Annotated in this window: 31 protein-coding genes and 1 pseudogene; 17 read left to right on the top strand and 15 right to left on the bottom strand. The window is 67.9% G+C overall.

Annotated features, from left to right (window positions below):
• The first annotated feature begins 8 nt into the window (after positions 1–8).
• The 3 genes from FNH05_RS00455 to FNH05_RS00445 all read left to right on the top strand — a co-directional run bounded on the left by FNH05_RS00455 (position 9) and on the right by FNH05_RS00445 (position 2,553).
• On the top strand, positions 9–1,304 hold the full coding sequence (locus FNH05_RS00455; protein WP_144584721.1) for an FAD-binding oxidoreductase: 1,296 nt from the start codon (positions 9–11) through the stop codon (positions 1,302–1,304).
• Between the two features lie 85 nt (positions 1,305–1,389).
• On the top strand, positions 1,390–2,145 hold the full coding sequence (locus FNH05_RS00450) for a creatininase family protein (RefSeq protein ID WP_144584720.1): 756 nt from the start codon (positions 1,390–1,392) through the stop codon (positions 2,143–2,145).
• A gap of 9 nt (positions 2,146–2,154) precedes the next feature.
• Entirely contained in the window at positions 2,155–2,553 is a 399-nt protein-coding gene (locus FNH05_RS00445; protein ID WP_144584719.1) for an NUDIX hydrolase, read from the top strand.
• On the opposite strand, the gene FNH05_RS00440 is transcribed toward FNH05_RS00445, so the two are convergent.
• Positions 2,513–3,850: an HNH endonuclease signature motif containing protein gene (locus tag FNH05_RS00440; RefSeq protein ID WP_246127377.1), complete on the bottom strand. Its 1,338-nt coding sequence runs from the start codon at positions 3,848–3,850 to the stop codon at positions 2,513–2,515. The two genes, FNH05_RS00445 and FNH05_RS00440, sit on opposite strands and share 41 nt — an antisense overlap.
• A 646-nt stretch (positions 3,851–4,496) precedes the next feature.
• On the opposite strand from FNH05_RS00440, the gene FNH05_RS00435 reads away from it, so the two are divergent.
• Positions 4,497–5,033, top strand: a complete 537-nt coding sequence (locus FNH05_RS00435) for a DUF4383 domain-containing protein (protein ID WP_246127369.1) — start codon at positions 4,497–4,499, stop codon at positions 5,031–5,033.
• A 90-nt stretch (positions 5,034–5,123) separates the two neighbouring features.
• A complete protein-coding gene (dprE2, locus tag FNH05_RS00430) occupies positions 5,124–5,867 on the top strand; it encodes a decaprenylphospho-beta-D-erythro-pentofuranosid-2-ulose 2-reductase (RefSeq protein ID WP_144584717.1) in 744 nt (247 codons plus the stop codon).
• Between the two features lie 48 nt (positions 5,868–5,915).
• Here dprE2 and FNH05_RS00425 read toward each other — a convergent pair whose 3' ends face one another.
• Positions 5,916–6,647, bottom strand: a complete 732-nt coding sequence (locus tag FNH05_RS00425; protein ID WP_246127367.1) for a hypothetical protein — start codon at positions 6,645–6,647, stop codon at positions 5,916–5,918.
• 180 nt (positions 6,648–6,827) lie between these two features.
• Between FNH05_RS00425 and FNH05_RS00420 the strand changes: the two genes are divergently transcribed.
• From FNH05_RS00420 to bcp, 3 genes are all read left to right on the top strand, one after another.
• Positions 6,828–7,010 carry a hypothetical protein gene (locus FNH05_RS00420; RefSeq protein WP_144584716.1) on the top strand — a complete coding sequence of 61 codons (183 nt, stop codon included), beginning with the start codon at positions 6,828–6,830 and terminating at the stop codon, positions 7,008–7,010.
• Between the two features lie 231 nt (positions 7,011–7,241).
• The gene (locus tag FNH05_RS00415) at positions 7,242–7,769 is read left to right on the top strand and encodes a hypothetical protein (protein WP_186382291.1); all 528 of its coding nucleotides are present in this window, start codon (positions 7,242–7,244) and stop codon (positions 7,767–7,769) included.
• Positions 7,770–7,791: 22 nt separating this feature from the next.
• Positions 7,792–8,271 carry a thioredoxin-dependent thiol peroxidase gene (gene bcp / locus FNH05_RS00410; RefSeq protein WP_144584715.1) on the top strand — a complete coding sequence of 160 codons (480 nt, stop codon included), beginning with the start codon at positions 7,792–7,794 and terminating at the stop codon, positions 8,269–8,271.
• Positions 8,272–8,371: 100 nt separating this feature from the next.
• Here the strand turns inward: bcp and rdgB are convergent, their stop codons facing one another.
• Together rdgB and rph are read right to left on the bottom strand one after the other, a co-directional pair.
• Positions 8,372–8,971, bottom strand: a complete 600-nt coding sequence (gene rdgB / locus FNH05_RS00405) for an RdgB/HAM1 family non-canonical purine NTP pyrophosphatase (RefSeq protein ID WP_144584714.1) — start codon at positions 8,969–8,971, stop codon at positions 8,372–8,374.
• Entirely contained in the window at positions 8,968–9,747 is a 780-nt protein-coding gene (gene rph, locus FNH05_RS00400; RefSeq protein ID WP_144584713.1) for a ribonuclease PH, read from the bottom strand. The genes rdgB and rph overlap by 4 nt, the downstream gene beginning before the upstream one ends.
• A 136-nt stretch (positions 9,748–9,883) precedes the next feature.
• Here rph and FNH05_RS00395 point away from each other — a divergent pair, with 136 nt between their 5' ends.
• Positions 9,884–10,849: a lysylphosphatidylglycerol synthase transmembrane domain-containing protein gene (locus FNH05_RS00395; protein WP_144584712.1), complete on the top strand. Its 966-nt coding sequence runs from the start codon at positions 9,884–9,886 to the stop codon at positions 10,847–10,849.
• Here the strand turns inward: FNH05_RS00395 and FNH05_RS00390 are convergent.
• From FNH05_RS00390 to FNH05_RS00380, 3 genes are all read right to left on the bottom strand, one after another.
• Positions 10,817–11,584: an MBL fold metallo-hydrolase gene (locus tag FNH05_RS00390; RefSeq protein WP_144584711.1), complete on the bottom strand. Its 768-nt coding sequence runs from the start codon at positions 11,582–11,584 to the stop codon at positions 10,817–10,819. The two genes, FNH05_RS00395 and FNH05_RS00390, sit on opposite strands and share 33 nt — an antisense overlap.
• 90 nt (positions 11,585–11,674) lie before the next feature.
• Entirely contained in the window at positions 11,675–12,475 is an 801-nt protein-coding gene (murI, locus tag FNH05_RS00385) for a glutamate racemase (RefSeq protein ID WP_144584710.1), read from the bottom strand.
• Positions 12,472–13,137, bottom strand: a complete 666-nt coding sequence (locus tag FNH05_RS00380) for a rhomboid family intramembrane serine protease (protein ID WP_144584709.1) — start codon at positions 13,135–13,137, stop codon at positions 12,472–12,474. The genes murI and FNH05_RS00380 overlap by 4 nt, the downstream gene beginning before the upstream one ends.
• 127 nt (positions 13,138–13,264) lie before the next feature.
• Here FNH05_RS00380 and FNH05_RS00375 point away from each other — a divergent pair, with 127 nt between their 5' ends.
• Together FNH05_RS00375 and FNH05_RS00370 are read left to right on the top strand one after the other, a co-directional pair.
• Positions 13,265–14,113 carry an arylamine N-acetyltransferase family protein gene (locus tag FNH05_RS00375; protein ID WP_144584708.1) on the top strand — a complete coding sequence of 283 codons (849 nt, stop codon included), beginning with the start codon at positions 13,265–13,267 and terminating at the stop codon, positions 14,111–14,113.
• A 104-nt stretch (positions 14,114–14,217) separates the two neighbouring features.
• Positions 14,218–14,580: a group I truncated hemoglobin gene (locus FNH05_RS00370; RefSeq protein ID WP_144584707.1), complete on the top strand. Its 363-nt coding sequence runs from the start codon at positions 14,218–14,220 to the stop codon at positions 14,578–14,580.
• Between the two features lie 87 nt (positions 14,581–14,667).
• Here FNH05_RS00370 and FNH05_RS00365 read toward each other — a convergent pair whose 3' ends face one another.
• Genes FNH05_RS00365 through clpS form a run of 8 tightly spaced genes read right to left on the bottom strand, consistent with a single transcriptional unit; the run spans position 14,668 to position 19,073 of the window.
• Positions 14,668–15,618, bottom strand: coding sequence for a PLP-dependent cysteine synthase family protein (locus tag FNH05_RS00365; protein ID WP_144584706.1), 951 nt, complete (start codon positions 15,616–15,618; stop codon positions 14,668–14,670).
• Between the two features lie 13 nt (positions 15,619–15,631).
• Positions 15,632–15,910, bottom strand: coding sequence for a MoaD/ThiS family protein (locus tag FNH05_RS00360; RefSeq protein ID WP_144584705.1), 279 nt, complete (start codon positions 15,908–15,910; stop codon positions 15,632–15,634).
• 50 nt (positions 15,911–15,960) lie between these two features.
• On the bottom strand, positions 15,961–16,401 hold the full coding sequence (locus tag FNH05_RS00355; RefSeq protein WP_144584704.1) for a M67 family metallopeptidase: 441 nt from the start codon (positions 16,399–16,401) through the stop codon (positions 15,961–15,963).
• Between the two features lie 46 nt (positions 16,402–16,447).
• The gene (locus FNH05_RS00350) at positions 16,448–16,936 is read right to left on the bottom strand and encodes a DUF2017 family protein (RefSeq protein ID WP_144584703.1); all 489 of its coding nucleotides are present in this window, start codon (positions 16,934–16,936) and stop codon (positions 16,448–16,450) included.
• Complete coding sequence (locus FNH05_RS00345) at positions 16,929–17,180, bottom strand: ATP-dependent Clp protease adaptor ClpS (protein ID WP_246127365.1); 252 nt, start codon at positions 17,178–17,180, stop codon at positions 16,929–16,931. Before FNH05_RS00345 ends, FNH05_RS00350 begins: the two co-directional genes overlap by 8 nt.
• Before the next feature lie 47 nt (positions 17,181–17,227).
• Positions 17,228–18,223: a P1 family peptidase gene (locus FNH05_RS00340; RefSeq protein WP_144584702.1), complete on the bottom strand. Its 996-nt coding sequence runs from the start codon at positions 18,221–18,223 to the stop codon at positions 17,228–17,230.
• On the bottom strand, positions 18,220–18,777 hold the full coding sequence (locus FNH05_RS00335) for a DUF2017 domain-containing protein (RefSeq protein WP_144584701.1): 558 nt from the start codon (positions 18,775–18,777) through the stop codon (positions 18,220–18,222). Before FNH05_RS00335 ends, FNH05_RS00340 begins: the two co-directional genes overlap by 4 nt.
• Complete coding sequence (gene clpS / locus FNH05_RS00330; protein ID WP_144584700.1) at positions 18,774–19,073, bottom strand: ATP-dependent Clp protease adapter ClpS; 300 nt, start codon at positions 19,071–19,073, stop codon at positions 18,774–18,776. Before clpS ends, FNH05_RS00335 begins: the two co-directional genes overlap by 4 nt.
• 97 nt (positions 19,074–19,170) lie before the next feature.
• Here clpS and FNH05_RS00325 point away from each other — a divergent pair, with 97 nt between their 5' ends.
• From FNH05_RS00325 to FNH05_RS00300, 6 genes and pseudogenes are all read left to right on the top strand, one after another.
• Positions 19,171–20,478, top strand: a complete 1,308-nt coding sequence (locus FNH05_RS00325; RefSeq protein WP_144584699.1) for a nicotinate phosphoribosyltransferase — start codon at positions 19,171–19,173, stop codon at positions 20,476–20,478.
• Positions 20,475–21,044 carry a nicotinamidase gene (locus FNH05_RS00320; protein WP_144584698.1) on the top strand — a complete coding sequence of 190 codons (570 nt, stop codon included), beginning with the start codon at positions 20,475–20,477 and terminating at the stop codon, positions 21,042–21,044. The genes FNH05_RS00325 and FNH05_RS00320 overlap by 4 nt, the downstream gene beginning before the upstream one ends.
• A complete protein-coding gene (locus FNH05_RS00315) occupies positions 21,044–21,703 on the top strand; it encodes a bifunctional 4-hydroxy-2-oxoglutarate aldolase/2-dehydro-3-deoxy-phosphogluconate aldolase (protein ID WP_144584697.1) in 660 nt (219 codons plus the stop codon). Before FNH05_RS00320 ends, FNH05_RS00315 begins: the two co-directional genes overlap by 1 nt.
• Positions 21,704–21,926: 223 nt before the next feature.
• Positions 21,927–22,457 carry a hypothetical protein gene (locus FNH05_RS00310; RefSeq protein ID WP_144584696.1) on the top strand — a complete coding sequence of 177 codons (531 nt, stop codon included), beginning with the start codon at positions 21,927–21,929 and terminating at the stop codon, positions 22,455–22,457.
• A 16-nt stretch (positions 22,458–22,473) separates the two neighbouring features.
• Positions 22,474–23,103 (top strand): DUF3558 domain-containing protein, encoded by a 630-nt coding sequence (locus tag FNH05_RS00305; protein ID WP_144584695.1) that lies wholly within the window; start codon positions 22,474–22,476, stop codon positions 23,101–23,103.
• Positions 23,100–23,688 (top strand): annotated as a pseudogene (locus FNH05_RS00300) (hypothetical protein); the annotation flags it as partial. The gene FNH05_RS00305 and the pseudogene FNH05_RS00300, both read left to right, overlap by 4 nt.

The following is a 23,688-nucleotide window of genomic DNA, read 5'->3' as shown; positions in this document are numbered from 1 at the left end:
GTAGCGGCGTGACGAGCGTGCAAGAGTTGCCGATCGCCCGGCTCACCGAACGCATCCGGGCCGATCTCGGCGAGGAGTCCGTGTCCCTCGACCCTGTCCGGCTCGAACGAGCCTCGGTGGACTGGGCACAAATGTCCCCCATTCTCAAGGCGAAACTCCCTGCCGGACGAGCCGACCTGGTGGTGACCCCGCGTTCGGCCGATGAGATCCCCATCGTGCTCCGGCACTGCTACGAAATGGGCGTGCCGGTCACCCCCCGGGGCACCGGCTTGGGAAACTACGGCCAGGCCATCCCTCTGCAGGGCGGGTTGGTGCTCGACGTCAGCCGCTGCCGCACACTCGTGAAAATCGAAGACGGCGTCGTCACGGCCGAAGCCGGGATTCGCATGCGCGACCTCGACAACGCCGTCCGCCAGACCGGACAGGAACTGCCGATCTTCCCTTCCACAAAAGGTTCCACGCTTGGTGGCTTCCTGGCCGGGGGCAGCGGCGGCACCGGCTCCCTCATTCACGGCACGAACGCGGACGGTTTCGTCAAAGCACTCGACGTGGCCGTGTGCGACGGCAGCGGCATGCTCCGAAAGGTGACCGGATCCGCCACCCTGCCCTACGTCCACGCCTACGGCACAACCGGAATCATCGCCCGGGCTACCGTAGGACTGACACCGGCCTACGATTGGGTCGGGTTCTTCACCGCTTGGCCCGACTACAGTAGTGCGGCCGATTTCCTTTGCTCACTGCGATCGGTATCGCCTTCGCCCCGGCTTGCCTCGCTGGATGAGGCCCCGATCGTTGCGGCGTTGCCTGCCGACACAGCACTCGACCCCACTCGGCTCAGTGTACGGGTCATCGCCCGAGCCGAAACGATCGATGAGTTGCGCCGCAGAGTTGCAGACGGAGGCGGCGAGGTACTGGCTGTCCGGGAAGGCCCGAACGGTGCCGATCGAGTCAGTTCATTGTCGTTCAACCACTCGACGTTCCACCTCCAGCGGAAGGAGCCCGGCTACTTCCACCTCGAAGTAGCCGGTGAGCTCCTGTGGACATCGCCCGGTTCCGTACGGGCCGTGTTCCCGGAAACGCTCCTGCATCTGGAACTGATGAAAACGCAGGTAGTGGGCATGCTGATGGCACGCTACGAATCACCGGAGCAGGTCTACGACGGCATGGCACAGCTCGCGGCGATGGGTGTATCCATCCACAGCCCGCATACATGGATCCTCGAACGGCGCATCGACGGTGTAAGGGCGGTCCTCGCCGAAAACGACCCACGAGGCCTGCTCAACCCCGGCAAGCTGGCCCTGTGACGAGCGCGCCGCGGGCTGCCCAACGGCTCGCGGGGTGCCCCCGCCAGGACCGAAGGTCCACTACCGAAATCTCTGAGGAGTATTGATGCCGCAGTTCATCGAACTGACGGGCCCCGAGTCAGCAGAGCTGAGCGCCAGTTCGGTTGCAGTGCTGCCTCTGGGCGCGATCGAACAGCACGGTCCGCATCTGCCGCTGTCCACCGATTTCACAGTCGCCTCGGCCACCGCTGAGGCAGCCGTAGCCGTAGCAGGTGACGGCTTTTGGCTGCTGCCAGCGCTGCCCTTCACGAAGTCCGACGAGCATGCCTGGTCTTCCGGAACCATCTGGCTGTCTTGGGACACCGTAATGCGAATGCTCGTCGACATCGGTAACTCGCTCGCCGCCAGCCCGGTGCGACGTCTGGTGTTCGTTAACGGCCATGGTGGGAATTCGGCCTTGCTGCAGGTCGCATGCCGAGAGCTACGACGCCGCTTCGGTTTCCACACGTTCCTGATGCATCCGGGGGTTCCGGCCGACCAAGGTGGTGTCTCACCTGCCGGCGAACTGGGCATGGGGGTACACGGCGGACTGACCGAAACTTCTGTGATGCTGCACCTTCGTCCGGACCTCGTCCATTTGGACCGCGCCGTGCGCTCGGTTCCCGAGGCCCTTACCGCCTACGAATACATCGGTTTCGGTAAGCAGGTGAGCTTCGGCTGGCTGAGCGATGACTTCGGCACTGACGGCACGATCGGCGACCCCACAGGAGCCAACGCGGAACTGGGCAAGCAACTCTTCGAAGCCGGTGTGGAAAAGTGTGCTGCTGCCTTGCGGGAGGTCGCCCGGTTCGAGGTGGGCTAGTCTACGTCGATGTCTGCCATTGACAAGGTTGCCTGGATCCGCTTGGAGAACAACAGGATCCTCTCAACTCGTTCCCGTGACAAGGACGTGTTCTACCTCCCCGGAGGGAAACGAGAACCGGGCGAGTCCGATCTTGACACGCTTGTGCGTGAGATCGAAGAGGAACTGACGGTGGCGGTCGTCCCCGCCAGTGCACGGTACTTCGGCACGTTCGAAGCCCAGGCCGACGGTCATCCACAGGGGGTGGCCGTACGGATGACCTGTTACACCGCCGACTACCGCGGTTCTCTGCAACCGTGCCATGAGATCGCCGAGTTCTCGTGGCTCGGCTATAGGGACCGCAACAAAGTGTCACGGGTCGACCAGATCATTTTTGATCACCTTCGTCAGGAGGGTTGGTGGCAGTAGGCACCGCCGGGTCCTGATCGCGGTTCGAAGGATCCGGGACTGACTTGTCCTGCGGGACCAGGGATCGAGGCGGAGAGTCCTCCACCGGGTCGTGCAGCGGTTCCGGCGCCGAGCGGTATTGCCTTCCCGTGGGAGTGGTGATGACCAGCTGGTCACCGGACATCTCATAGTGCCAACCGGGCTCGTCCTTGAGCCGATGGTCCTTACTGCACAGCCCGCAGAGATTGCCGGTGCTCGTGACACCGCCTCGGGCCCAGGCCTGGACATGATCGAGGTCACAGACCTGGGCGGGCCGATGACAGCCCGGAGTACGACACTCGCGATCGCGGATACGAACGAAGGCATCTGTGCTGCTGCGTGGGCGATAGCGACGGCGACCGGAGTCGATCGGGTGTCCGCTCACCGGATCGGTGAGGATCCGGCGCACGACGCTGCCCGGCGCCTTGGCGATCCGGCGCGCCAGCCAAGCGGGGATCTGCCCGTGCCCGGCCATCTCGGCGGGCTTGTCGCGCAGTTTGAGCCAGGTGAAGAAGTCCAGGTAGATGAACACCTCGGCCCTCGGATCCACCTTGCGTCCCTTGTGATCGCCAAGGCACAGGTCGGCAAAGACGTCGGCCCGGATCGCGTCCAGGGTCCGGTGGTCCCTCTTGCCGCGTAAACGCCGGGCGACACGGTCGACTCGCGCATAGATCGACGAGGCAACCTCCGCAGGCAAGGAAGCACGCAGCGAGGACATCCCGTCCTCCTCGTGCCGAAGTTCGACACGACGGGTTCGTCGTCGTTCCCGTGAACGCTTGGCGTACCCGTTGGGGTCCACGTTCGCGACAACCCTGTTGACGCAACGACGAACCGCGTACGCATCCTTCTCGCAGATCCGGTCCGCAACGAGCAAATCCACCTTTCGCGCAAGGTCATCGCTGAGCATCGCGGTCGGTTCGGCGATCTTCGAGGCCCGGTGGGGGTCGAGATCGCCCCGGAACATCGCCTTGAAGCTCTCGGGGAGCCGGGTCGCCAGTGCGCTCGCAAGCGCTATCTGCCGCGCAGCCTGACGCTCGCTCATCCGTAGCTCGAGGGCCAATTCCTTGGCCACGCCCCTGGCTCCTTCGGCCGAGGCGGCAAAGGCCTCGATCGCGGCCAGCTCCCGAGCCTGCCACCGGTTCACATGACGACGCGCTTCCACGATCTCCGCTAACAGCCCTTGCCGGTCGAGGTTGCCGACCGGCGCCGACACCGAGGACAGCGGAGTCAGCACTATGGGTTTCGGTTGATCAGCACTGAGGTGCATTGGTCTGTACATACCTCGAAGCTAGAGACCTCCACCGCGACGAATCAACACCGAAAATCTCAACAACGACAGATATGAATAAAATTCACGAGATGCTATCCGAATGAGGCCTACAACACCAGAGTCATTTCGGGCCAGAGCACCATAACAGCAAGTTATTCAGACAGATTCCTCCACTCGCATACAAGTGAACGGTCCATTCATGACTTCCATCGCACACCAGCATGCCTCATCGAGACCGCACCGGGTCGAAAGATAATCTCGGCCAATCGCCCGTTAGAGCGAATCAACACAGGACGAGCTCGCAGCCGACCACCCGGGCGGCCCAGGGCTCGCCTGCGGACGCCACGCCGAGTACGGGGTGCCAGTGCCAGGTGCCGGCGCAACTCCTCGGGGAAGCCCGACGCCGAGAGCCCGGCACGCCATCCTTCGCAGCAAGTCTCGGCGCCCCGGGTAATGGCGTTATGGTGGACGCACCTACGAACCTGACGATCGCCTCCTCGCCACGAGGGCGCGCCAGTTTGCCCCTTGAGCGCCCGGGTACCCGGATCGCGGCACAGCGCTGCGGAAACGCGGTACTCGTCGGAGCAAGGGGGACGAGGAGATGACTCGTTCGGAAGAGGCACACATCCGTGTTCACGGTGTCCAGCCGACACAAGTGCTCGCCGCCCTGGTCGGGCTTGTGTACCTGGTGGGCGGGATCCTCGGGTTCCTCCGCACTGGGTTCACCGCGTTCACCGGGAATCAGCATGTGATGCTGATCGGGTTCATGATCAACCCCTTGCACAATCTGGTGCACGTGGTGGTCGGCTTCATCGGCCTCCTCTGCACGACCACGTCCGTCCTGTCCCGCACCTTCGGCTGGCTTCTGTTCATCGGGTACGGGCTGCTGTCGGCATGGGGGTTGATGATCACGGGGGTGATCACAAGAAACCCGGTGGCAGGCCTCGGCAACCCCTTGAACCTCAACGCGGCGGACAACTGGCTGCACATCGCGACGGCGCTTCTCGGCCTCGTCATGGCGATCGTGCCGGCGCGCAAGGCGATTCACGTCCCGACGGCGGCTGGGCCAATGCCGCCGAGTTCGCACCTGCCCCCCGGCACCTATGGAACTACCGCCGTGCCGAGCGCCGACGATTCGCAGCGACGTCGGCGCGGCTCCTGGTTCCATCGCCGGCATACGGCCGCACCCTGACCAGGGCCTCAGTCCAGCACGCTGCCGGAACATCCGGGGACATCATGGTCGTCGGGGTGAGCGTGGCAGGCTTCGGGCAGACTGCTGACCGTGAGCGGAACGGTATTGGTACTCGGCGGTCGTAGCGAAATCGGGCTCGCGGTCGCCCGGAGGCTCGTCGCCGGCGGAAGCAAGAAGGTGGTGCTGGCGGCGCGGCGGAGTGGCGAACTCTCCGATGAGGAGGGCCTGCTGCGTGAAGCTGGTGCGACCGACGTGATCCGGGTGGAGTTCGATGCCGACGGCCTGTCCGGCCATCGTCCGATGCTGGACGCGATCGTGGCGCAGCATGGGCCTCTCGACGTCGTGGTGGTCGCCTTCGGTCTGCTGGGCGATCAGCAGCGCGCCGAACGAGAGGCTGCCCACGCGGTGTCCATCGCACATACCGACTACATCGCGCACGTGCACATCCTGACCGAACTGGCCACACTGCTGCGCCAGCAGGGAAACGGCCGGCTGGTGGTGTTTTCCTCGGTGGCGGGAGTCCGGGTCCGGCGGGCGAACTACGTGTACGGATCGGCAAAGGCCGGGCTGGACGGGTTCGCATGCGGTCTGGCCGACGCTCTGCATGGCAGCGGCGTGCACCTACTGCTCGTGCGCCCCGGATTCGTGATCGGCAGGATGACCGAGGGCATGTCTCCCGCTCCGTTTTCCAGCACACCCGACCAGGTGGCCGACGCGACCGTGGCGGCGCTGAAGAGGGGTAGGAGTGAAGTGTGGGTTCCGGCAGTGCTCCGCCCCGTATTCTTCCTCATGCGCCTGCTCCCCCGAGCCGTCTGGCGCAGGTTGCCCCGCTGATCGACTGCCGCCGACTGCCTGCCCTGGTCCTGAGCGGGCCGGTAGCGGTCAGCCGCCGAGGAGCCCGCCAAGAAGCCCGGTGACCGAGTTCAGCAAGCCTGGAATGGGTTGTCCAGTGGCACTGGAGGACGGCGAGCGCGGCGTGTGGGATGTCGACGTCGCCGCCGGGGACGAATTCGCCGTTGTGGGAGCGGTGCCGGACGGGGAGGTTTCGGTGGACGGGACGGCGGACTGGGTGGTCGTCAATGGCTGCACGATGACCGGCTTCCCTGCCGTCGACTGAGCGGACGAGGAGGCAGGCTGGCTGGTCGTGGCGCTCGCATGGCGGCTGGTTTCTGCCGAACTACTGGGCGAGGCATGGCCGGTCTGTGTCTGTGCGCCGGCAGCATTCTCGGCGGTCTGACTGGTGCTGGCGACGAGCACGGTCGATGTGGTGACCTGCGTGGTGCTCGGGTCCGGTCCGATGGACGGGCCGCCGCTACCACCCATGGTGGACGCCGCCGTCTCGTGCAGGTGACTGGCTGTCAAGGCGGTGACCGCCAGGCCGGCCAGTGCGGCGACGCCGGCGGCGACCGCCCCGACCTTGCCCGCTTTGCGCCGGTCCCAGCGACCTTCGCGGCGCAGCAGTTCGCCAACCGGGATGCGCTCGGTGGGCGCGTCCGCGAGTGGGTCCTTCACCACTGGCAGTTCCTGGGTCAGGCCTTCGCGTCGCAACAGTTCGGCAACGGTCACCGGCTCCCAGGCCTCACCCGCTCGGGGATCCATCTCGTTGCTGGCCACCCTCACATCCCTTCGCTCGTCACTGACGGCAACATACTGAACCGCCGTTACCTGTTCGTTGCGATATTAGTGTCTGGGATCACATCTATCTGGGGCAACTTTCCACACTGCGTAACGTCGAGGTAGCGGAGGGACAGGCGGGGCTTCCGGCCGTACGGTGACGCGGGAGGGGGTGGAGCGATGCCGAGTCACAACCGTTTGCAGAGGATGGGCCGGTGGGCCGATTGGTTCGAGCAGCGCGGTGTCTACGTTCCCGGCGAGGACAACCACACCATCGACCCGTGGCGTGACTTCGGCTGGCTCATCGTGATGTGGGTGATCGCCGTCGGCGCCTTCATCTTGTTCCTCGCCCTCGCTTCGTGAACTGCGGGAAAAACCGGCAATCGGCATTAGCGAACAGCGAGTGACGGCCGTCACGCGGGTTCAGCGTTCCGGTCACGGATCGGCCACGGGGCTACACCAGGTCCGCGTCAACCGCCTCGAGTCGCTCGCCCCGGCGCCCGGTTCCCGCCACAGTAGGTCCGGCCCGGCATAAGTAACTACCCCGAACGGACCAGCCGGCTTCCCACCCGACGAGCGAAGGAAGTTTCCCCTGTGCGCACCCGACGGCACGTCCTGATCGCGGCTGCCCTCTTCGGGCTCACCGCGTGCGGCGCGCCCACGCAGGTCGGCAGCGGGGCACTTCCGGACGGCGGCTCCCCGGCGGTACAGGCCGCCACCCCACAGCAGCAGACCGTCGGTTTCGGCGAGCAATACCGGTTCACCGACGGGATCACCATCTCGGTCTCTGCCCCGAAGTCGTTCCGGCCGAGTGTGAGCGCCTATCCGCACAGTGACCGGGCGGTGGCCTTCGAACTCACCATCCGCAACGACAGTGCTCAGCCGTACAAGTTGTCGGGCCTGATCGTCTCGGCGAACGTGGCAGGCGGGGCCGCCAAGCAGGTGGTGGACTCGCCCCAGGGCTACAGCGGGATCGTGGACGCGGGCAAGGACGTTCAGCCCGCCCATGACGTGCAGGTGACGCTGGCGTTCGCGGTCCCCGACCAGCCTGTCGAGATGGCGTTGTCCCTTCGGCCGACCGCCACGAGTCCCGTCGTCGCCGTCTATCACGGCTCCGCCTGAGGCGGCGGGATACGCTCGGCACATGAGCGACCAGCAGCGACTCTCCCCCGGCGACACCGCCCCCGACTTCACACTCGTGGACAGCGAGGGCAACAAGGTCTCGCTGTCGGATTTCCGAGGCCGGCACGTCGTCGTGTACTTCTATCCGGCCGCGGGCACCCCTGGCTGCACGAAGCAGGCGTGCGACTTCCGCGACAACCTCGCCGAACTGAACGGCGCGGGCTACCAGGTGCTGGGCATCTCGCCCGACAAGCCGGAAAAACTGGCGAAGTTCGTCGAATCCGAGCAGCTGACCTTCCCGTTGCTCTCCGACCCCGACAGGTCCGTCCTCACCGCGTGGGGAGCCTTCGGGGAGAAGAAGAACTACGGCCGCGTGGTGCAGGGGGTCATCCGCTCGACGTTCGTGGTCGACCCGGAGGGCAAGATCGCGAAGGCGTGGTACAACGTGCGGGCGACCGGTCACGTCGCCAAGCTCATGAAGGACCTTTCGCTCGCCTCCTGAGGCTTCTCTCCGGCGTGGACGCCGTGGGCGACTTTCCAGGAGGGTCGCGGATCCACCTTCGCCGGAGACCGTGGCCCGGTCTCCGGCGAAGGTTAGGGTCTCAGAGTCCGCGCAGATGCGGCAGCAGCGCGCGAAGGGCGCGCCCGCGATGGGAGGCGGCGTCTTTCTCCGCCGGGTCGAGTTCGGCCGAGGTCCTGGCCTCCCCCTCCGGGAGGAAGATCGGGTCGTAGCCGAAACCGTTGGTGCCGCGAGGTTTCCGGGCGAGGGTGCCGCGCCATTCGCCGCGGACCACGGCCTCCGTTGCGCCGGGCACGACCAGGGCGGCCGCGCAGACGAAGGCGGCGCCGCGGCGCTCGTCCGGGGTGTCGGACGTTTGGGCCAGCACGAGTTCCAGGTTGGCCTGGTCGTCGCCGTGCCGCCCGGCCCAGCGGGCGGACAACACCCCCGGCATGCCGTTCAGTGCGTCGACGGTGAGGCCGGAATCGTCGGCCACGGACGGCAGGCGGGTGGCGGCGGCAGCGTCCCGAGCCTTGGCGAGAGCATTTTCCTCGAAGGTCGCACCGGTCTCGGGAGCCTCGTCGAACTCCTCGACATCGGCCAGTCCGACCACCTCGATCCCGCCGAGGCCTTCGGCCTCGAGGATGCGTCGCAGTTCCCCGAGTTTCTTGGCGTTGCGGGTGGCCAGCAAGAGCCTGGTCACTTCGCGCCCTTGGTCTTCTTGGCGGTCTGCGGCTCCGGCAGCTCTCCCGGGTAGGGTTCCTTGAGGGCAGCGGCCTGCTTGCGACTGAGCTCCTCACAGCCGGCGAGCGCCATGTCCAGCATGCTGTCCAGAGTGGACCGGGTGAAGGTGGCGCCCTCGCCCGTGCCCTGCACCTCGATCAGCGTACCGGCGTCGGTGGCGACCACGTTCAGGTCGACCTCGGCCCGGGAGTCCTCTTCATAGGGAAGGTCCAGCCGCACCCGGCCGTCGACCACGCCGACGCTGACCGCGGACACCCCGGCGGACAGTGGTTTCGGATCGGCGAGCCGTCCGGCTGCGGCCAGCCAGGTCACCGCGTCGTGGAGGGCGACGTAGCCGCCGGTGATCGCGGCGGTGCGGGTGCCTCCGTCGGCCTGGATGACGTCGCAGTCGAGGTGGATGGTGTTCTCGCCCAGTGCGGACAGATCGATGCAGGCACGCAGGGACCGCCCGATGAGCCGGCTGATCTCGTGTGTGCGCCCGCCGATCCGGCCCTTGACCGACTCGCGGTCGCCGCGGTCGTGGGTGGCCGAGGGCAGCATCGCGTACTCGGCGGTCACCCAGCCGAGCCCGGAACCTGCCCGCCAGCGCGGCACTCCTTCGGTGACGCTCGCGGCGCAGAGGACCCTGGTCTTGCCGAACTCGATCAGCACCGAGCCGGCGGGCCAGTCCTGGAAACCACGGGTGATCTTGACTTCGCGGAGCTGGTCGTCGTTCCTGCCATCTTTACGTACCACGCGTGCAGCCTAGATCCCCGCAGGACTCGCGCGTCACGCACGGCACCCTGGCGTCACCCGTCCTGTAATTCAACACACGTTGACTCAATACGCCACCGCCGGGGCATCATGGACGGCGGGAAACGGAGGGGGCGCGATGAAGCGAGCCGCGAAGATCGCGGGTGTGCTGGTCGCGCTCGCCGTGATGCTGCTGACCCTCCGCCACCGTTTTCCCGCTCCGTCCGACCTTCTTCATGCGCTCGAACGGGCCGACAGCCGCTGGCTGACCCTCGCCGCGCTCGCGCAGTTCGCCTCCATGGCCGCCTTCTCCCGCCAGCAGCGGCGCCTGCTCATCGCGTTCGGCGTGACCGTGCCCCGGCACCGGATGCTGGCCGTCTCCTACAGCAGGTCCGCCCTGTCGATCAGCCTTCCGGCCGGCGCGGCCGTCTCCGCCGGTTATGCCTTCCGCCAGTTCCGTGCCGACGGCGCGAACCGTTCCGCCGCGATGGCCGTGATGGTGCTGTCCGGACTGCTGTCGGCCCTCGGTCTCGTCCTCCTCTACGCCGCCGGCGCGCTCGCCTGGGGCGCCCCGCACCTGCCCGGCGCCTGGCATGCGCATCCGGTGTTGACCGCGGTCGGCGCGCTCGCCGTGCCGGCCACGCTGGTCCTGCTGGTCCTGACGGTGCGGTGGTTGCCACGGCGCCTGCCCGGGTCGCGCCTGCTGGCCTCGCTGGCAGGCACCCTGGAAACCGCGCGTTCCGTGGAGACGCGGCATTGGGTGCTCGCGCTCGGCTCCGCCGTGGCCAACTGGCTCACCGACCTGCTGTGCCTGGTCGCGACGGCCCGGGCGTTCGGCCTCGGCACCAGCCTGATCGCCCTCGCCGCCGTGTACTTGACGGTGCAGATCGTGCGGCAGGTGCCACTCACCCCCGGCGGTATCGGGGTGATCGAAGTCAGCCTGCTGGCCGGGCTGGCGTCGGCGGGAGCGGCCGAGTCCACCGGGACGGCCACCGTGCTGGCCTACCGGATGTTGTCGTGCTGGCTGATCATCCCCGTCGGCCTGCTGTGCTGGCTGCTGCTCCACACGCGCTCAAAGGTCGAAGCTCATGCCTTGCTCGACTAGCACGGCGCCAGGGAACTCGGCCACGGCTTCGGCGAGGATGGCCTCCCGGTCGTTCCACGGGGCGACATGGGTGAGCAGCAGCCGTCCCACGCCGCTGCGCCGAGCAAGCGCGCCTGCCTGCCGCCCCGACAGGTGCACCCCCGGCGGCCGCTCCGGCGAGTCCGTCCATGTCGCCTCCGAGAGCAGCACATCCGCACCGCGGGTCAACTCGTCGAGTGCGCCGCAAGGGCCGGTATCGCCGGTGTAGACGAACGTCAGGCCGCCGTGGCGGATCCGCAGCCCGAACGCCTCGGTCGGATGGTCCACCGGAAGAGCGCGGACCTCGAACGGCCCGACCCGCACCTCGTCGTTGTCCAGTACCTGGAACCGGTAGATGTCCGAAAGATCGGTCTCGGCCAGCTCCGTGTCGTTCGGTGCGTAGGCCTTCGCCAGCCGGACCGCGGCGTTTTCCGGCGCGTACACCGGCAGCGGACGCTTCAGCACGTCGTACGGGGGCGCCGGGTGGTAGCGGCGGAGCACGGTCAGCGCACTGAAGTCGGCGCAGTGATCCGGGTGGAGGTGGGTGAGCAGGAGCGCGCCGAGGTCGAACGGGTTGTGCCTGGCCTGGAGTTCGGCGAAGGTCCCGTTGCCGAAATCGAGCGCGAGCAGGAAGCCGTCCGCCTCCAGCAGGTATCCCGATGCGGCCTTGCCCGGGCCAGGAACGCTGCCGGAGCAGCCGAGGATCGTCAATCGCACGAGCGACACCCTGCCACGTCACGCTCCGCTAAGGTGCCAGCAAGTGTGGTGATGGGTACGAACGGCGGGCGTGGTTCGGCCGTTCGCCTCTCAGCGGCTCACGGGCGTGAGCACGCCCGGGGCGAAACCCATGAACCGCTGGGCGAGCCGGGTGAACGGTTCCGGTGAGCCGGTGGCGATGAACTCGTGTTCGGGCGGGGTGTCCCGCTCGGCGAGCAGGTCCAGCTCGGTGAGCACGCGCACCACGTCCTTCGCCGTCTCCTCCGCGCTGGACACGAGGGTGACTTCCGGGCCCATCACGATCTGCAGGACCCCGGTGAGCAGCGGATAGTGCGTGCAGCCGAGCACCAGGGTGTCCACCCCGGCGCGCAGCAGCGGTTCCAGGTAGCCCTGTGCGAGTCCCAGCACCTGCCTGCCCGAGGTGATCCCCCGCTCGACGAAGTCCACGAAACGCGGGCAGGCGACGCTGTTGATCTCGGTGTCGCGGGCGGCGGCGAACGCGTCGTCGTAGGCACGGGACCGGATGGTGCCCTCGGTTCCGATGACGCCGATCCGCCCGGTGTGGGTGGCCGCGACCGCCCGGCGGACGGCGGGCAGCACGACCTCGATCACGGGCACGTCGTAGCGTTCCCGCGCGTCGCGAAGGCAGGCGGCGGAGGCGGTGTTGCAGGCGATGACCAGTGCTTTGGCCCCGCCTTCGGCCAGCTCGTCGAGCGCGGCGAGCGCCAGTTCGCGGACCCGGGCGATGGGCAGCGGACCGTACGGGTTGTGCGCGGTGTCACCGACGTAGCGCAGTTGTTCCTGAGGAAGCTGGTCGAGGATGGCGCGGGCGACCGTCAGCCCCCCGACGCCGGAATCGAATACGCCGATCGGGGCCTCGCGACTGCTCACGCCTCGAGGCTACCGGGGGCCTTGGCGGCCTTTCCGGCCCGGCTCCGGTCGGCGCGGGCGGCCAGCCATGCGGCCAGGATCCCGCCCAGCGCGCCGAACAGGTGCGCCTGCCACGAGATGCCGTCAGCTCCTGGCAGCAGCCCCCACAGCGTGCCGCCCCACAGCGCCAGCAGCACCGCGGCCACGAGGAGCTGGCCGATCGCGCGGTTGAACAGGCCACGCACCAGCAGGTACGCCAGCCAGCCGAAGGCCAGCCCGGAGGCGCCGATGGTGGAGGTGTCCGCGGGGCCGGTCAGCCACACGCCGAGCCCGCTGATCACCCAGATGAGCGCGGTCACCACGATCCAGCGCGTCAGCCCGGTGGCCATGGCGAGGAACCCGAACACCAGCACCGGCACGGTGTTGGCCGCGAGGTGCGACCAGCTCGCGTGCAGCAGCGGGGCCCACACCACCCCGTCGAGCCCCGACAGCGTGCGCGGTACGACGCCCTCGCCGTTCATCCGCCCACCGAGGGCGACGTCGACCAGTTCGATGACGTACAGCAACGCCGTGAAGGAGAGCATGACGAGGGCCGCCGCCTTCGGCTGCGCGGGCAGGATCCTCTTGCGCTGCCCGGTGGGTGCCGGAGCCGGAGGCGTGGGGGGCGTTGGCAGGCTGCTCATATCTGAAGACGGTAGACGAACTTCGAGGTCAGCGGCCTCGGGTGAAAACCCTGACTTCGACTCCTTGGCCTCGGGGCCGGAAAAAGCGGGCCGGAAATGTCGGTGGGTTCCGTTACCGTTCCGGATCGTGATCGAACTCGACATGAAGGGCTACCTCGCCCGGCTCGGCATCACCGACCCCGAGCCGCCGAGTGCCGGGGCATTGCACCGGCTGCACACCGCGCACATCGCCCGCGTGCCCTACGACTCGCTCGACATCCAGCTGGGGCAGCCCGGCGGGCTTGATCCGGCCGAGTCCGCGGCCAGGATCGTCCGAGACGGTCGCACGGGCTACTGCTTTCACCTCAACGGCGCCTTCGCCGCGCTGCTCGCCGCGCTCGGCTATCAGGTGACGCGGCATCGCGGAGGCGCACACAACCCGGGGGACGAGCCGGGCGTGCACGGCAATCACCTCGCGCTCACCGTCACCGGGCTCGGGGACGAGGGCTGGTTCGTCGACGTGGGGTTGGGTGACGGGCTGTACGCGCCCCTGCCGCTGGTCGAGGGGAGTTACCAGCAGGGGCCCTATCGGTTCGGGCTGCGCCACTCCCCTGTCGCGCCGGGTGGCTGGCGTTTCGAACACGACGAGAACGGCAGTTTCACGGCGATGGACTTCGCCCCCGAACCGGTCGGGATGAGTGTGTTCGCCGAGAAGCACGAGCACCTGTCGCGGTCCCCGGAGTCCCCCTTCCTCCGGACCCTCACGGTGCAGCGGCGCGATGCCGACAGCATCAACCTGGTCCGGGCACTGACGCTGACCCGCATCGAGGCGTCGGGAACGTCACGCACGGTGCTGGAGTCGCCCGAGCAGTGGTGGTCGGCGCTCACCGACGTGTTCGGCCTGTCCTCGGCTTCCTACCGGCCGGAACAGCGTGACGAGCTGTGGCGGAAGGCGGTGGACCAGCACGAAGCTCACCTCGCGCGGCAAAGCAAATAACTCCCGGTGAGAACTCGCTTGCAAACCGTTGACGCCGCGCTTACTTACGGGAAACACGCCGGCGGTTCCCTGAAGGGGCATCCCAGCACGAACCGGAGGCCAGCGTGGCAAGTATTTACGAGCAGATCGGCGGGCAGGAAGCCCTGATCGCCGTTGTCGACGACTTCTACGAGCGCGTGCTCGCGGATCCGGAACTGGCGGTGTTCTTCACCGGCTCGAACATGTCGCGCCTGAAGGGCAAGCAGGTCGAGTTCTTCGCGGCGGCGCTGGGCGGCCCGGAGCCCTACACGGGTCTGTCGATGAAGGACGTCCACCGCGGCCGGGGCATCGGTCGGCACGAGTTCGACCTGGTCGCGAAGTACCTGACGGAGTCGCTGATCGCCGCTGGGGTCCCGCAGGACCTGGTCGACGCGATCATCGGCGCGGTGGCCCCGTTGTCGGGCGACATCGTTTCGTCGGCCGCCTGAAACCGTGAAGGGTTCCCCGCGGCGGCCCCGCCCGGGGAACCCTTCCGGCAGTCTCGTCCTGGCGTCGTTCGAGGGGCAGCCGGCGCGTCAGGCCCAGAGCTGGCCGTCGAGCCGTTCCGCGGCCTCGTCCAGCGTGCCGCTGTAGGCGCCGGTCGACAGGTACTTCCAGCCCGCGTCCGCCACGATGAACGCGATATCCGCGCGCTCTCCCCTGGCCATGGCCTTTTCCGCGACGGCGAGCGCGGCATGCAGCACCGCGCCGGTGGAAATACCGGCGAAGATGCCCTCCTGCTCCAGAAGATCGCGGGTGCGGCGCAGTGCGTCATAGGCGCCCACGGAGTAGCGGCCGTTGAGCACTTCGGGGTCGTACAGCTCGGGCACGAACCCCTCGTCGAGGTTGCGCAGCCCGTAGACCAGTTCTCCGTAGCGCGGCTCGGCCGCGATGATCTGCACGTCCGGCTTCTGCTCGTGCAGGTACCGGCCGACCCCCACCAGGGTGCCGGTGGTGCCGAGACCGCCGACGAAATGCGTGATCGTGGGGAGGTCCTTGAGCAGTTCGGGTCCGGTGGTGCGGTAGTGCGCGTCCGGGTTGGCCGGGTTGCCGTACTGGTAGAGCATCACCCACTCGGGGTTCTTCTCGGCCAGTTCCTTGGCCAGGCGCACCGCCTCGTTGGAGCCGCCCGCGGCCGGCGAGAACACGATCCGGGCGCCGTAGGCCTGCAGCAGTTGCTTGCGCTCGGCGGAGGTGTTCTCCGGCATGACGCACACCAGGCCGTAGCCCTTGAGCTTCGCGGCCATCGCCAGGGAGATGCCCGTGTTGCCGGAGGTGGGCTCGAGGATCGTCGAACCGCGGCGGAGCCTGCCCTCCCGCTCCGCGGCCTCGATCATCGCCAGTGCCGGGCGGTCCTTGACGGAGCCGGTCGGGTTGCGGTCCTCGAGCTTGGCCCACAGGCGTACGTCGGGCCCCGGCGACAGCCGGGGCAGACCTACCAGCGGGGTGCCGCCGAGGGCGTCCAGCAGCGATTCGTAGCGAGCCATGGAGATTCGTTGCTCAGCGCGATCCGCCGGCCACCGCGGGCAGGATCGTCACGGTGTCGCCGTCCTTGACCTCGGCGTCCAAGCCGCCCGCGAAGCGCACGTCCTCGTCGTTGACGTAGACGTTGACGAAGCGGTGCAGCTTGTCCTCCTTGACCAGGCGAGCCTTGAGACCGCCGTGCCTGGACTCGATGTCGTCGATCACCTCGAGCACCGTCTTGCCGGACGCCTCGACGGACTTCTGGCCGTCGGTGTGCGTACGCAGGATGGTCGGGATGGACACGGTCACGGCCATGGGTTACCTCCGCTTGGTTTCTGTAAGGGCAGACGCTGGGAACGGTCGCGTTATTCCGTAGTGTCGACAGTGCCGTCGACAGTGCCGTCCACGATCTCGACGGGCTCCTCGGTGATCACGCCGTCGACGATCCGGTAGGAGCGGAACTCCTCGGTGTCGGTGTCGCGGGTGGACACGAGCACGTAGTGCGCCTCCGGCTCGGAGGCGTAGGACACGTCGGTCCGCGAGGGGTAGGCCTCGGTCGCGGTGTGGGAGTGGTAGATGACCACCGGTACCTCACCGTTGGCGTCCATCTCGCGGTAGAGCTTGAGCAGGTCACCGGAGTCGAACTCGTAGAACGTCGGGGAGCGCGCGGCGTTGAGCATCGGGATGTGGCGCTCGGGCCGGTCGGTGCCCTCGGGCCCAGCGATCACCCCGCACGCCTCGTCCGGATGGTCCCGGCGCGCGTGCGCGACGATCTCGTCAACCAGTTCACGGCGGATCCGAAGCACGAGCGATATCCTACGTGCCGGACACAGGGTGTTCACAGAGTGAGACTCAGCACGGCGGAGCTGGGGTTCCCGTCGCGGCCGTGGCGAGCAGGTACTGCACCCGCTGCAGCCACAACACCTCCATGCCTTCGCCAGTACGAGGGTCGGAGAACAGCCGGTCGAGGCGGCGCCGGTGCCAGCGGTTCGGCTTGCGGAACAGGCTCTGCGCATGCCCCATCACGAGGAACCAGTCCCGCAGCCTGCCAGGGTCCAGCGTCACCTGCGGCTCGCCCGCCCAGTGGGCCAGCACCCGGTCGGCCGCCGCGATGACCTCGGCGCGCATCTCGGCTCCGTGGCGAGCGCGGAAGTCTTCGCTTTCGCGCTTGCCGGCGTAGGCGTCCGGGAACAGCCGATGATCCGGAAGCGACTTCCGGCCGGGTTCCAGCGCGGTGCGCAACCGGGTGACGAGCGAGCGCAGGCTCAGTGCGGCGTTGTCCGACATGACGATCGTGGCGCCGCCGTCACCGGTCGGCCAGGCGTTGACGAAGTCAGCCACGAGATGTTCCGCGCACGGTGGCCCGCAGCCCGAGCAGTTGCAGCTGCCGGACCGTCTCTTCCGCCTGTTCCCGGCCGGAGCACCAGGTCAGCTCCGCCTCGCCGGCGTTGTGCACGTCATCGGCCAGCATCAGTCCGCGTTCCGCGGGGAGGCCATAGGCCTCACGGACGGCGTAAGCCACCCCGATGTGGGTGTTCACGTCGTCGTTGTGCACCACGACCGCCCAGGGCCGCTCATCTTCCACGGCGATGAGATCCCTTTTGCGCGTCCCGCCGTTACCGCTCGCGCCGGTTACGCGGGCAACGCCTCCGGCCACACATCGCGGTAAGCGGGGACGCCGCCCGCCTGCTCGGCATTGAGCAGTCCGTGCACCATCGCGCGGGCGAAGACCCGTGCCGCGGCGGAGCAGAGCGCGTCGAGCGCGAGCGCGCGGGACCGTTCGCCGAACGGTCCCTGTCCGGCGGGCAGTTCACGGGCTCCGGTGGCCAGTGCGAACACGGTGTCGCCGTCGAACATGGTGTGCGCGGGGCGGACCGCCCGCGCCAAACCGTCCTGCCCGGCCACGGCGATGCGGCGGCATTCCGCCTTGGACAACGCGGCATCCACCGCGACCACACCGATGGTCGTGTTCAGATCGGTGCCGGGTGCCGAAGCCTGGCCCGGCCGGTCCGGCCAGGTGACGCCGAACTCGCCGTCCACCTCGTGATCGGCCGCGTAGGGCAGGCCGGTGTCGAACCGCACCGCCTCACCGGCCGCGTTCACCACCGCGAGCGCGCCGACGGTGAACCCGTCGACCACTTCGCTCGCCGTGCCGATCCCGCCCTTGAGGGAACCGACCTGAGCACCGGCGCCGGCCCCGACGGTGCCCTGCGGCACCGGGCCGGCCGTGGCCGCTTCGCAGGCCCGGTACCCGAACGAGGCGTCGGGCCGGTTTCCCCAGTCGCCGCGCGGCAGATCGAAGATCACCGCGCCCGGCACGATCGGCACCACCTGGTGGGGCTCGGTCCCCACCGGCAGCCCCAGGTTGCGTTCGGACAGCCAGCGCATGACCCCGTCCGCCGCGGCCAGCCCGTAGGCGCTGCCGCCGGACAGGCAGATCGCGTGCACCCGCTGCACGAGGTTTTCCGGCTCCAGCAGATTGGTTTCCCGGGTGCCGGGCGCGCCGCCGCGCTGGTCCACGGCGCCCGTCGCGCCCTCGGGCGTCAGGACCACCGTGGTGCCCGTCGCCCAGCCCGGTCCGATCCGGTGGTGGTGGCCGACGAGCACCCCCGGTACGTCGGTGATCACGCGGTGATCGCCTGGACGAGGCTCTCCTGTACCCAGGTCAGCCAGTGGTACACACCCAGGTGCGGCGAGCGTGGATCTTCCTCGGGCAGTTCGTCGGGCATGTCCTCGGTGACGTCCAGCGCGGTCCCCAGTGCCAGCCGGACGTCGTTGAGCGCGGACAGCCAGGCGTCGGCCTCCTCCAGGGTGAGCTGCACGTCCCCGCCGTCGCGGGGCAGGGTCTGCATCACCACTTTGGCGACCCCGACCTTCGCGTCCACCAGTTCGGGCTCGTGCAGCGACCGCAACGCCCCGGCGGAGTCGAGATCCTCCTTGGTCGGGTTGTCCGGGTCGAGCCGGTGGTAGTCGGGCAGCAGCCGTGACAGCACCGGGTCGTCCGGTGAAGCCGACGGGCCGGTGCGGATCCCGGTCAGTTCGGACAGGGGATCCTGTGGGGCTTCCTCGGCACGGGCCTGCAGCATGTCCTCGAGCTGGCTGACCAGCCCGCGCAGCACGGCCGCCTCCTGCTGTTCGAATCCGGCGAGCAGCCGGCCGCCCTGCCGCGTCCAGGTCTTCACGAAGAATGCTCCATCGTCGCCCACAGGCCGGCCGCGTGCAGCCGGGTCACGTCACCTTCGACCTTTTCCTTTGTCCCCGACGAGACGATCGCCCTGCCCTTGTGGTGGACGTCCAGCATCAGCTTCGTCGCGTGGTCGCGGGTGTACCCGAACAGCTTCTGGAAGACGTAGGTCACGTAGGACATCAGGTTGACGGGGTCGTTCCACACGACGGTCTGCCACGGTCTGTCCTCGGCACCGAGTTCGGCCCCGGTGGGATCAACCTGCGTCTGTTCGGCTAAGACAGGCGTGGTCATGGGTCCATGGTGTCACGGATCTCCGGGGCCGTGGATCGGTGGTCGGTCCGTTCGGGTGACTCGGGGTGCGCTAGGGCTACCTCATAGGCTGATCGCCATGGCTTTCCCCGAGACGCCGGGTAGCACGGCACTGCTCACCGACCACTACGAGCTCACCATGCTGGCCAGCGCCCTTTCCGATGGCACCGGCGACCGCCCGTGCGTGTTCGAGGTCTTCGCCCGCCGCCTGCCCGACGGGCGCCGTTACGGCGTCGTCGCCGGCACCGGCAGAGTGCTCGACGCGATCGCCGATTTCCGCTTCACGGATGCGGAAATCGCCCAGCTTTCCGCCACCTCTGTGGTGGACGACCAGACCCTTTCGTGGCTGGCGGACTACGAGTTCACCGGCGACGTCGAGGGTTACCCCGAGGGTGAGCTGTACTTCCCCGGCTCGCCCATCCTGACCGTGCGCGCCAGCTTCGTGGAAGCCGTCGTGCTCGAAACGCTGATCCTGTCGATCCTCAACCACGACAGCGCCATCGCCTCCGCCGCGGCGCGCATGTCGGCCGCCGCACACGGCAGGCCGATCATCGAGATGGGCAGCCGCCGCACCCACGAGTACGCGGCCGTGGCCGCGGCGCGAGCCGCCTATCTGGCCGGCTTCGCGACCACCTCCAACCTGGAGGCGGGGCGGCGGTACGGCATTCCCACGCGCGGCACCGTCGCGCACGCCTTCATGTTGCTGCACGACAGCGAAGAGGATGCTTTCCGCGCCCAGGTGGAAAAGATGGGCACGGACACCACGTTGCTCGTCGACACCTACGACATCACGGCGGGGATCGAAACGGCGGTGCGGGTGGCGGGCCCGGAACTGGGCGCGATCCGCATCGACTCCGGGGATGTCGGGGTCCTCGCCCGCAAGGCGCGGGAACAGCTCGATGCCTTGGGCGCCAAGGACACCCGGATCGTGGTGTCGGGCGATCTCGACGAGCACGCGATCGCCGCGCTGCGCGCCGAACCGGTGGACGCCTACGGCGTCGGCACCTCCGTGGTCACCGGATCCGGCGCGCCCACCGCCGGGATGGTCTACAAACTGGTCGAAGTCGACGGCAGACCGGTGGCGAAACGCAGTGAGAACAAGGCTTCCCGGGGTGGTCAGAAGGGCGCGCTGCGACGCCACAAGGCGACCGGCACCGCGATCGAGGAGGTCGTCTTCCCCACCGCGGCGCCACCGGAGCCCGGTGCGCACGACCGCATCCTGCAGATTCCGCTGCTGAAGGCGGGACAGCCGGTGGAGAACCTGCCTACGCTGGATGATGCCCGCCGGCGGCTGCGGCGCGGCCTGGTGAGCCTGCCGTGGGAGGGACTGAAGCTGTCCCACGGCGAACCCGCGATCCCCACCGTGTTCCTCGAGGAGAAGAAGTGAGCAAGGCACTGATCGTGGTGGACGTGCAGAACGACTTCTGCGAAGGCGGTTCCCTCGCCGTGGCCGGTGGCGCGGCGACCGCGGAGAAGATCACCGGGTACCTCACCGCGGGCGGGTACGAGTACGTGGTGGCCACGCGTGACCACCACATCGATCCCGGTGACCACTTCAGCGACGAGCCGGACTTCGTGCGTTCGTGGCCGCGCCACTGCGTGGCGGGCACGCCGGGCGCGGACTTCCACCCGGCACTGGACACCTCGGCGCTCGCCGCGGTGTTCGACAAAGGCCAGTACAGCGACGGCTACTCGGGGTTCGAAGGCGCCACCGACAGTGGTGAGACGCTCGAAGCATGGTTGCGCTCCAGGGAGGTGAGCGCCGTGGACGTGGTGGGCATCGCGACCGACCACTGTGTGCGGGCGACCGCACTGGACGCCGCGCGCGCCGGTTTTTCGGTGCGGGTGTTGCTGGATCTGACCGCGGGCGTCGCCGCGGACACCGTCGAGCGGGCACTGGCGGAACTGTCCGCCGCGGGTGTGGCCCTCACCGGAACCCCTCGGGTCGGCTGATGCGCGCGACGTTGAAGAAGCAGAACATCCGGTTCCGTGAGCGGCTGGCCGCGAGCAGGGTCATCACGGTTCTGCGCGCCGACGACACCGACTACTTCCCGGACGTGGCGCAGGTGCTCTACGACTCGGGCATCCGCGTGATCGAGACCGCGCTGACCACCCCGGGTGCGCTGGACGCGATCTCGGTCATGCAGATCGAACTCGGCCCGGACACCATGGTCGGTGCCGGCGCCGTCCGCACGGTGTCCGATGTGGACGCATGCGCGGCGGTGGGCGCGGATTTCCTTGCCACGCCGGGTTTCTCACGGGAGGTGCTGGACCGGGCGCAGCAGTACGGGCTGCCGGTGGTGTGCGGGGCGCTGACGCCGACCGAGATCGAGGCCGCCTGGCGTCACGGCGCCGCGGTGGTGCAGGTGTTCCCCGTGGCACCGCTGGGCGGGCCGGACTACATCCAGGCGGTGCGTGTGCCGCTGCCGGAGATCCCGCTGGTACCCACCGGCGGCGTAACCCTCGCGGAGGTGGAGTCCTACCTCGGCGCGGGCGCGTTCGCGGTCGCGGCCGGGGAGCCGGTCATCGGCGACGCGATCATCGGGGGGCGGCTGGACGAGTTGGGCAAGCGCGCCTCGCAACTGGCGGCCCTCGCGGGGAAGTTCGTCTAGACCACTGCGTGCGGCCGTGCCGGGGTGGCGATTCCCAGTGCCCGCCCCGGCACGGCAAGCACTGATGCAGTGAGCCCGCCGGCCCCCACGCCCGCACCTCGCCCCTTGCCCGCGGCGCGGCGGACGCTCACGATAATGCCGATTTGCCGGAAACCGCTGTCCGCCGCGGCCTGGCTCGCTATGCTCTCCCAGGGTGCCTTAGAAACTACGGAGAGTAGCGAACATGGCCGGTGAGGGAAGCAGTCAGATCCAGGGAGTGCTCGACGGTCACGTCGATCCGTCGACCGTTGCTCCACCTTCGGCCGCCGAGCAGGCGATCGACACCCAGATCGCCATAGATCGCCTGAACGCCGAGATCCAGACCCAGTCCGTCGGGCTGGCCCCGACCGGCGCGCAACAGGTCGCGACCGCCACACCCGGCTCCGGCGGCTACCACTTCAGCCCCGAGAAGATTGCCGACCTGATCACGGAGTGGGAGAAGCTCCGCGACGTTCTTCGAGACGACGAACGCAACCTGAAAGATGCCGCTCTCAAGGCGTGGCCACCGTCGCCAGATCATCCGGCAACCCGGAACGCCGAGGCCACAAGAAAGTCGATTGTTGCGGCGATTGATCAGAACCAGGCGATGCAACAGTACTGTCAGGCCTACGTTTATGCGCTTCGCAAGGCGAACGGTACTTACGTCCAGCAGGACGAGGACACCGGCAAGGGCCTGAACAGCGGAGCCCCCAAGACGGACGGCAGCGCGCTCTGACCGGAAGAGGAGAACAGTGCTCAAAGGAAAGACCGGCATCACCGCGGCGCTCGCCTGCCTGGCGATGCTGACGGCAAGCGGGTGCACGCAGCCCAGCGACGGCAATCCCAGCCCGGCCACTGGCACAACCGCGCCCGGAACCTCGATCTCCAGCACGGTCGGCAACGGCGCGAACAAGATGCCCACAATCCCCAAACTCCTGGACGTGTCCAGGTTCGCGGCCGATCCGTGCCTCAGCATCGCTGCACAGCAGGCCAGCGACCTGACCATCAACCCGCAAGGCACGTCAAGCCCGACCGGCAACGACAAGATGTGTACCTGGAAGTACGGCCCGAACCTCGACTATTCGGTATCGGTTTCTTATCTTGTCCCGGACAGCAAGAACGGTCTGCAAAACCTCTATGACCTGAACCCGACAGGCTGGTTCAAGGATGGCTACTTCGAGGCGACCACGATCGATGGCTACCCCGCTGCGTACGCCTCGATCAGAGATGACCGACGGACTGGTCGCTGCCAACTGGCGCTTGGCGTCGACGCGACTCACATCATAGATCTGCAGCTCATCGGGTCCGCCGGCAAGGATCCCTGTTCGTCCGTGGCCAAAGTGGCAAATGCTGTGGTGGAGACTGTCAAGGGGGCACAATGAGTGACGTGTTCACGGAGGTCTTCGCCCCCTTGTCGTCGATGTCCGGACAACAGATCTACGAGAATTTCCGGAACGCGGAAGGCCCGGCGAAGCTCGAGCAGGCGGGCACTCAACTGTCACTGGTCATGTCGCAGTACCAGGACAGAGTCGACCAGATCAAGCACCTCGCCTCTTCGATGGAGGAGGGCTGGACCGGCGCGGCCGGGGATGCCGCACAACGGAGCGCCGGGCCGCTCGCGATCGCGCACGCCGACGCGGCCTCCCACATGTCCATCGCGTCGGCGATGATCGCGAACCAGTCCCAGGCGTTCTACGACACGAAAAACAAGGTCCAGCCGGTGCCGGCAATCCCCGAGGCGCCGTCCACCCTCGAAAACTTTGTCACGCTCGGCTCAGCGAAAGCAAATTACGAGGACAAGGTCGCCGCCGCGAACAAGGCCGCGCAGGCGAATGTCGACGTGATGAATACCTGGACGGACACGTCGTCCACCCACGCCTCGGGCCTGCCCGCGTCCTACGGCACCCTCGATCCCAGCGCGCTCGATGTCGCCATGACCTCCCCCAGCACCGCGACCCCGTCCATCG

The organism is Amycolatopsis rhizosphaerae (assembly GCF_007713715.1).
GTDB lineage: Bacteria > Actinomycetota > Actinomycetes > Mycobacteriales > Pseudonocardiaceae > Amycolatopsis_E > Amycolatopsis_E rhizosphaerae.
This window is presented reverse-complemented; position numbering and strand designations above follow the sequence as displayed.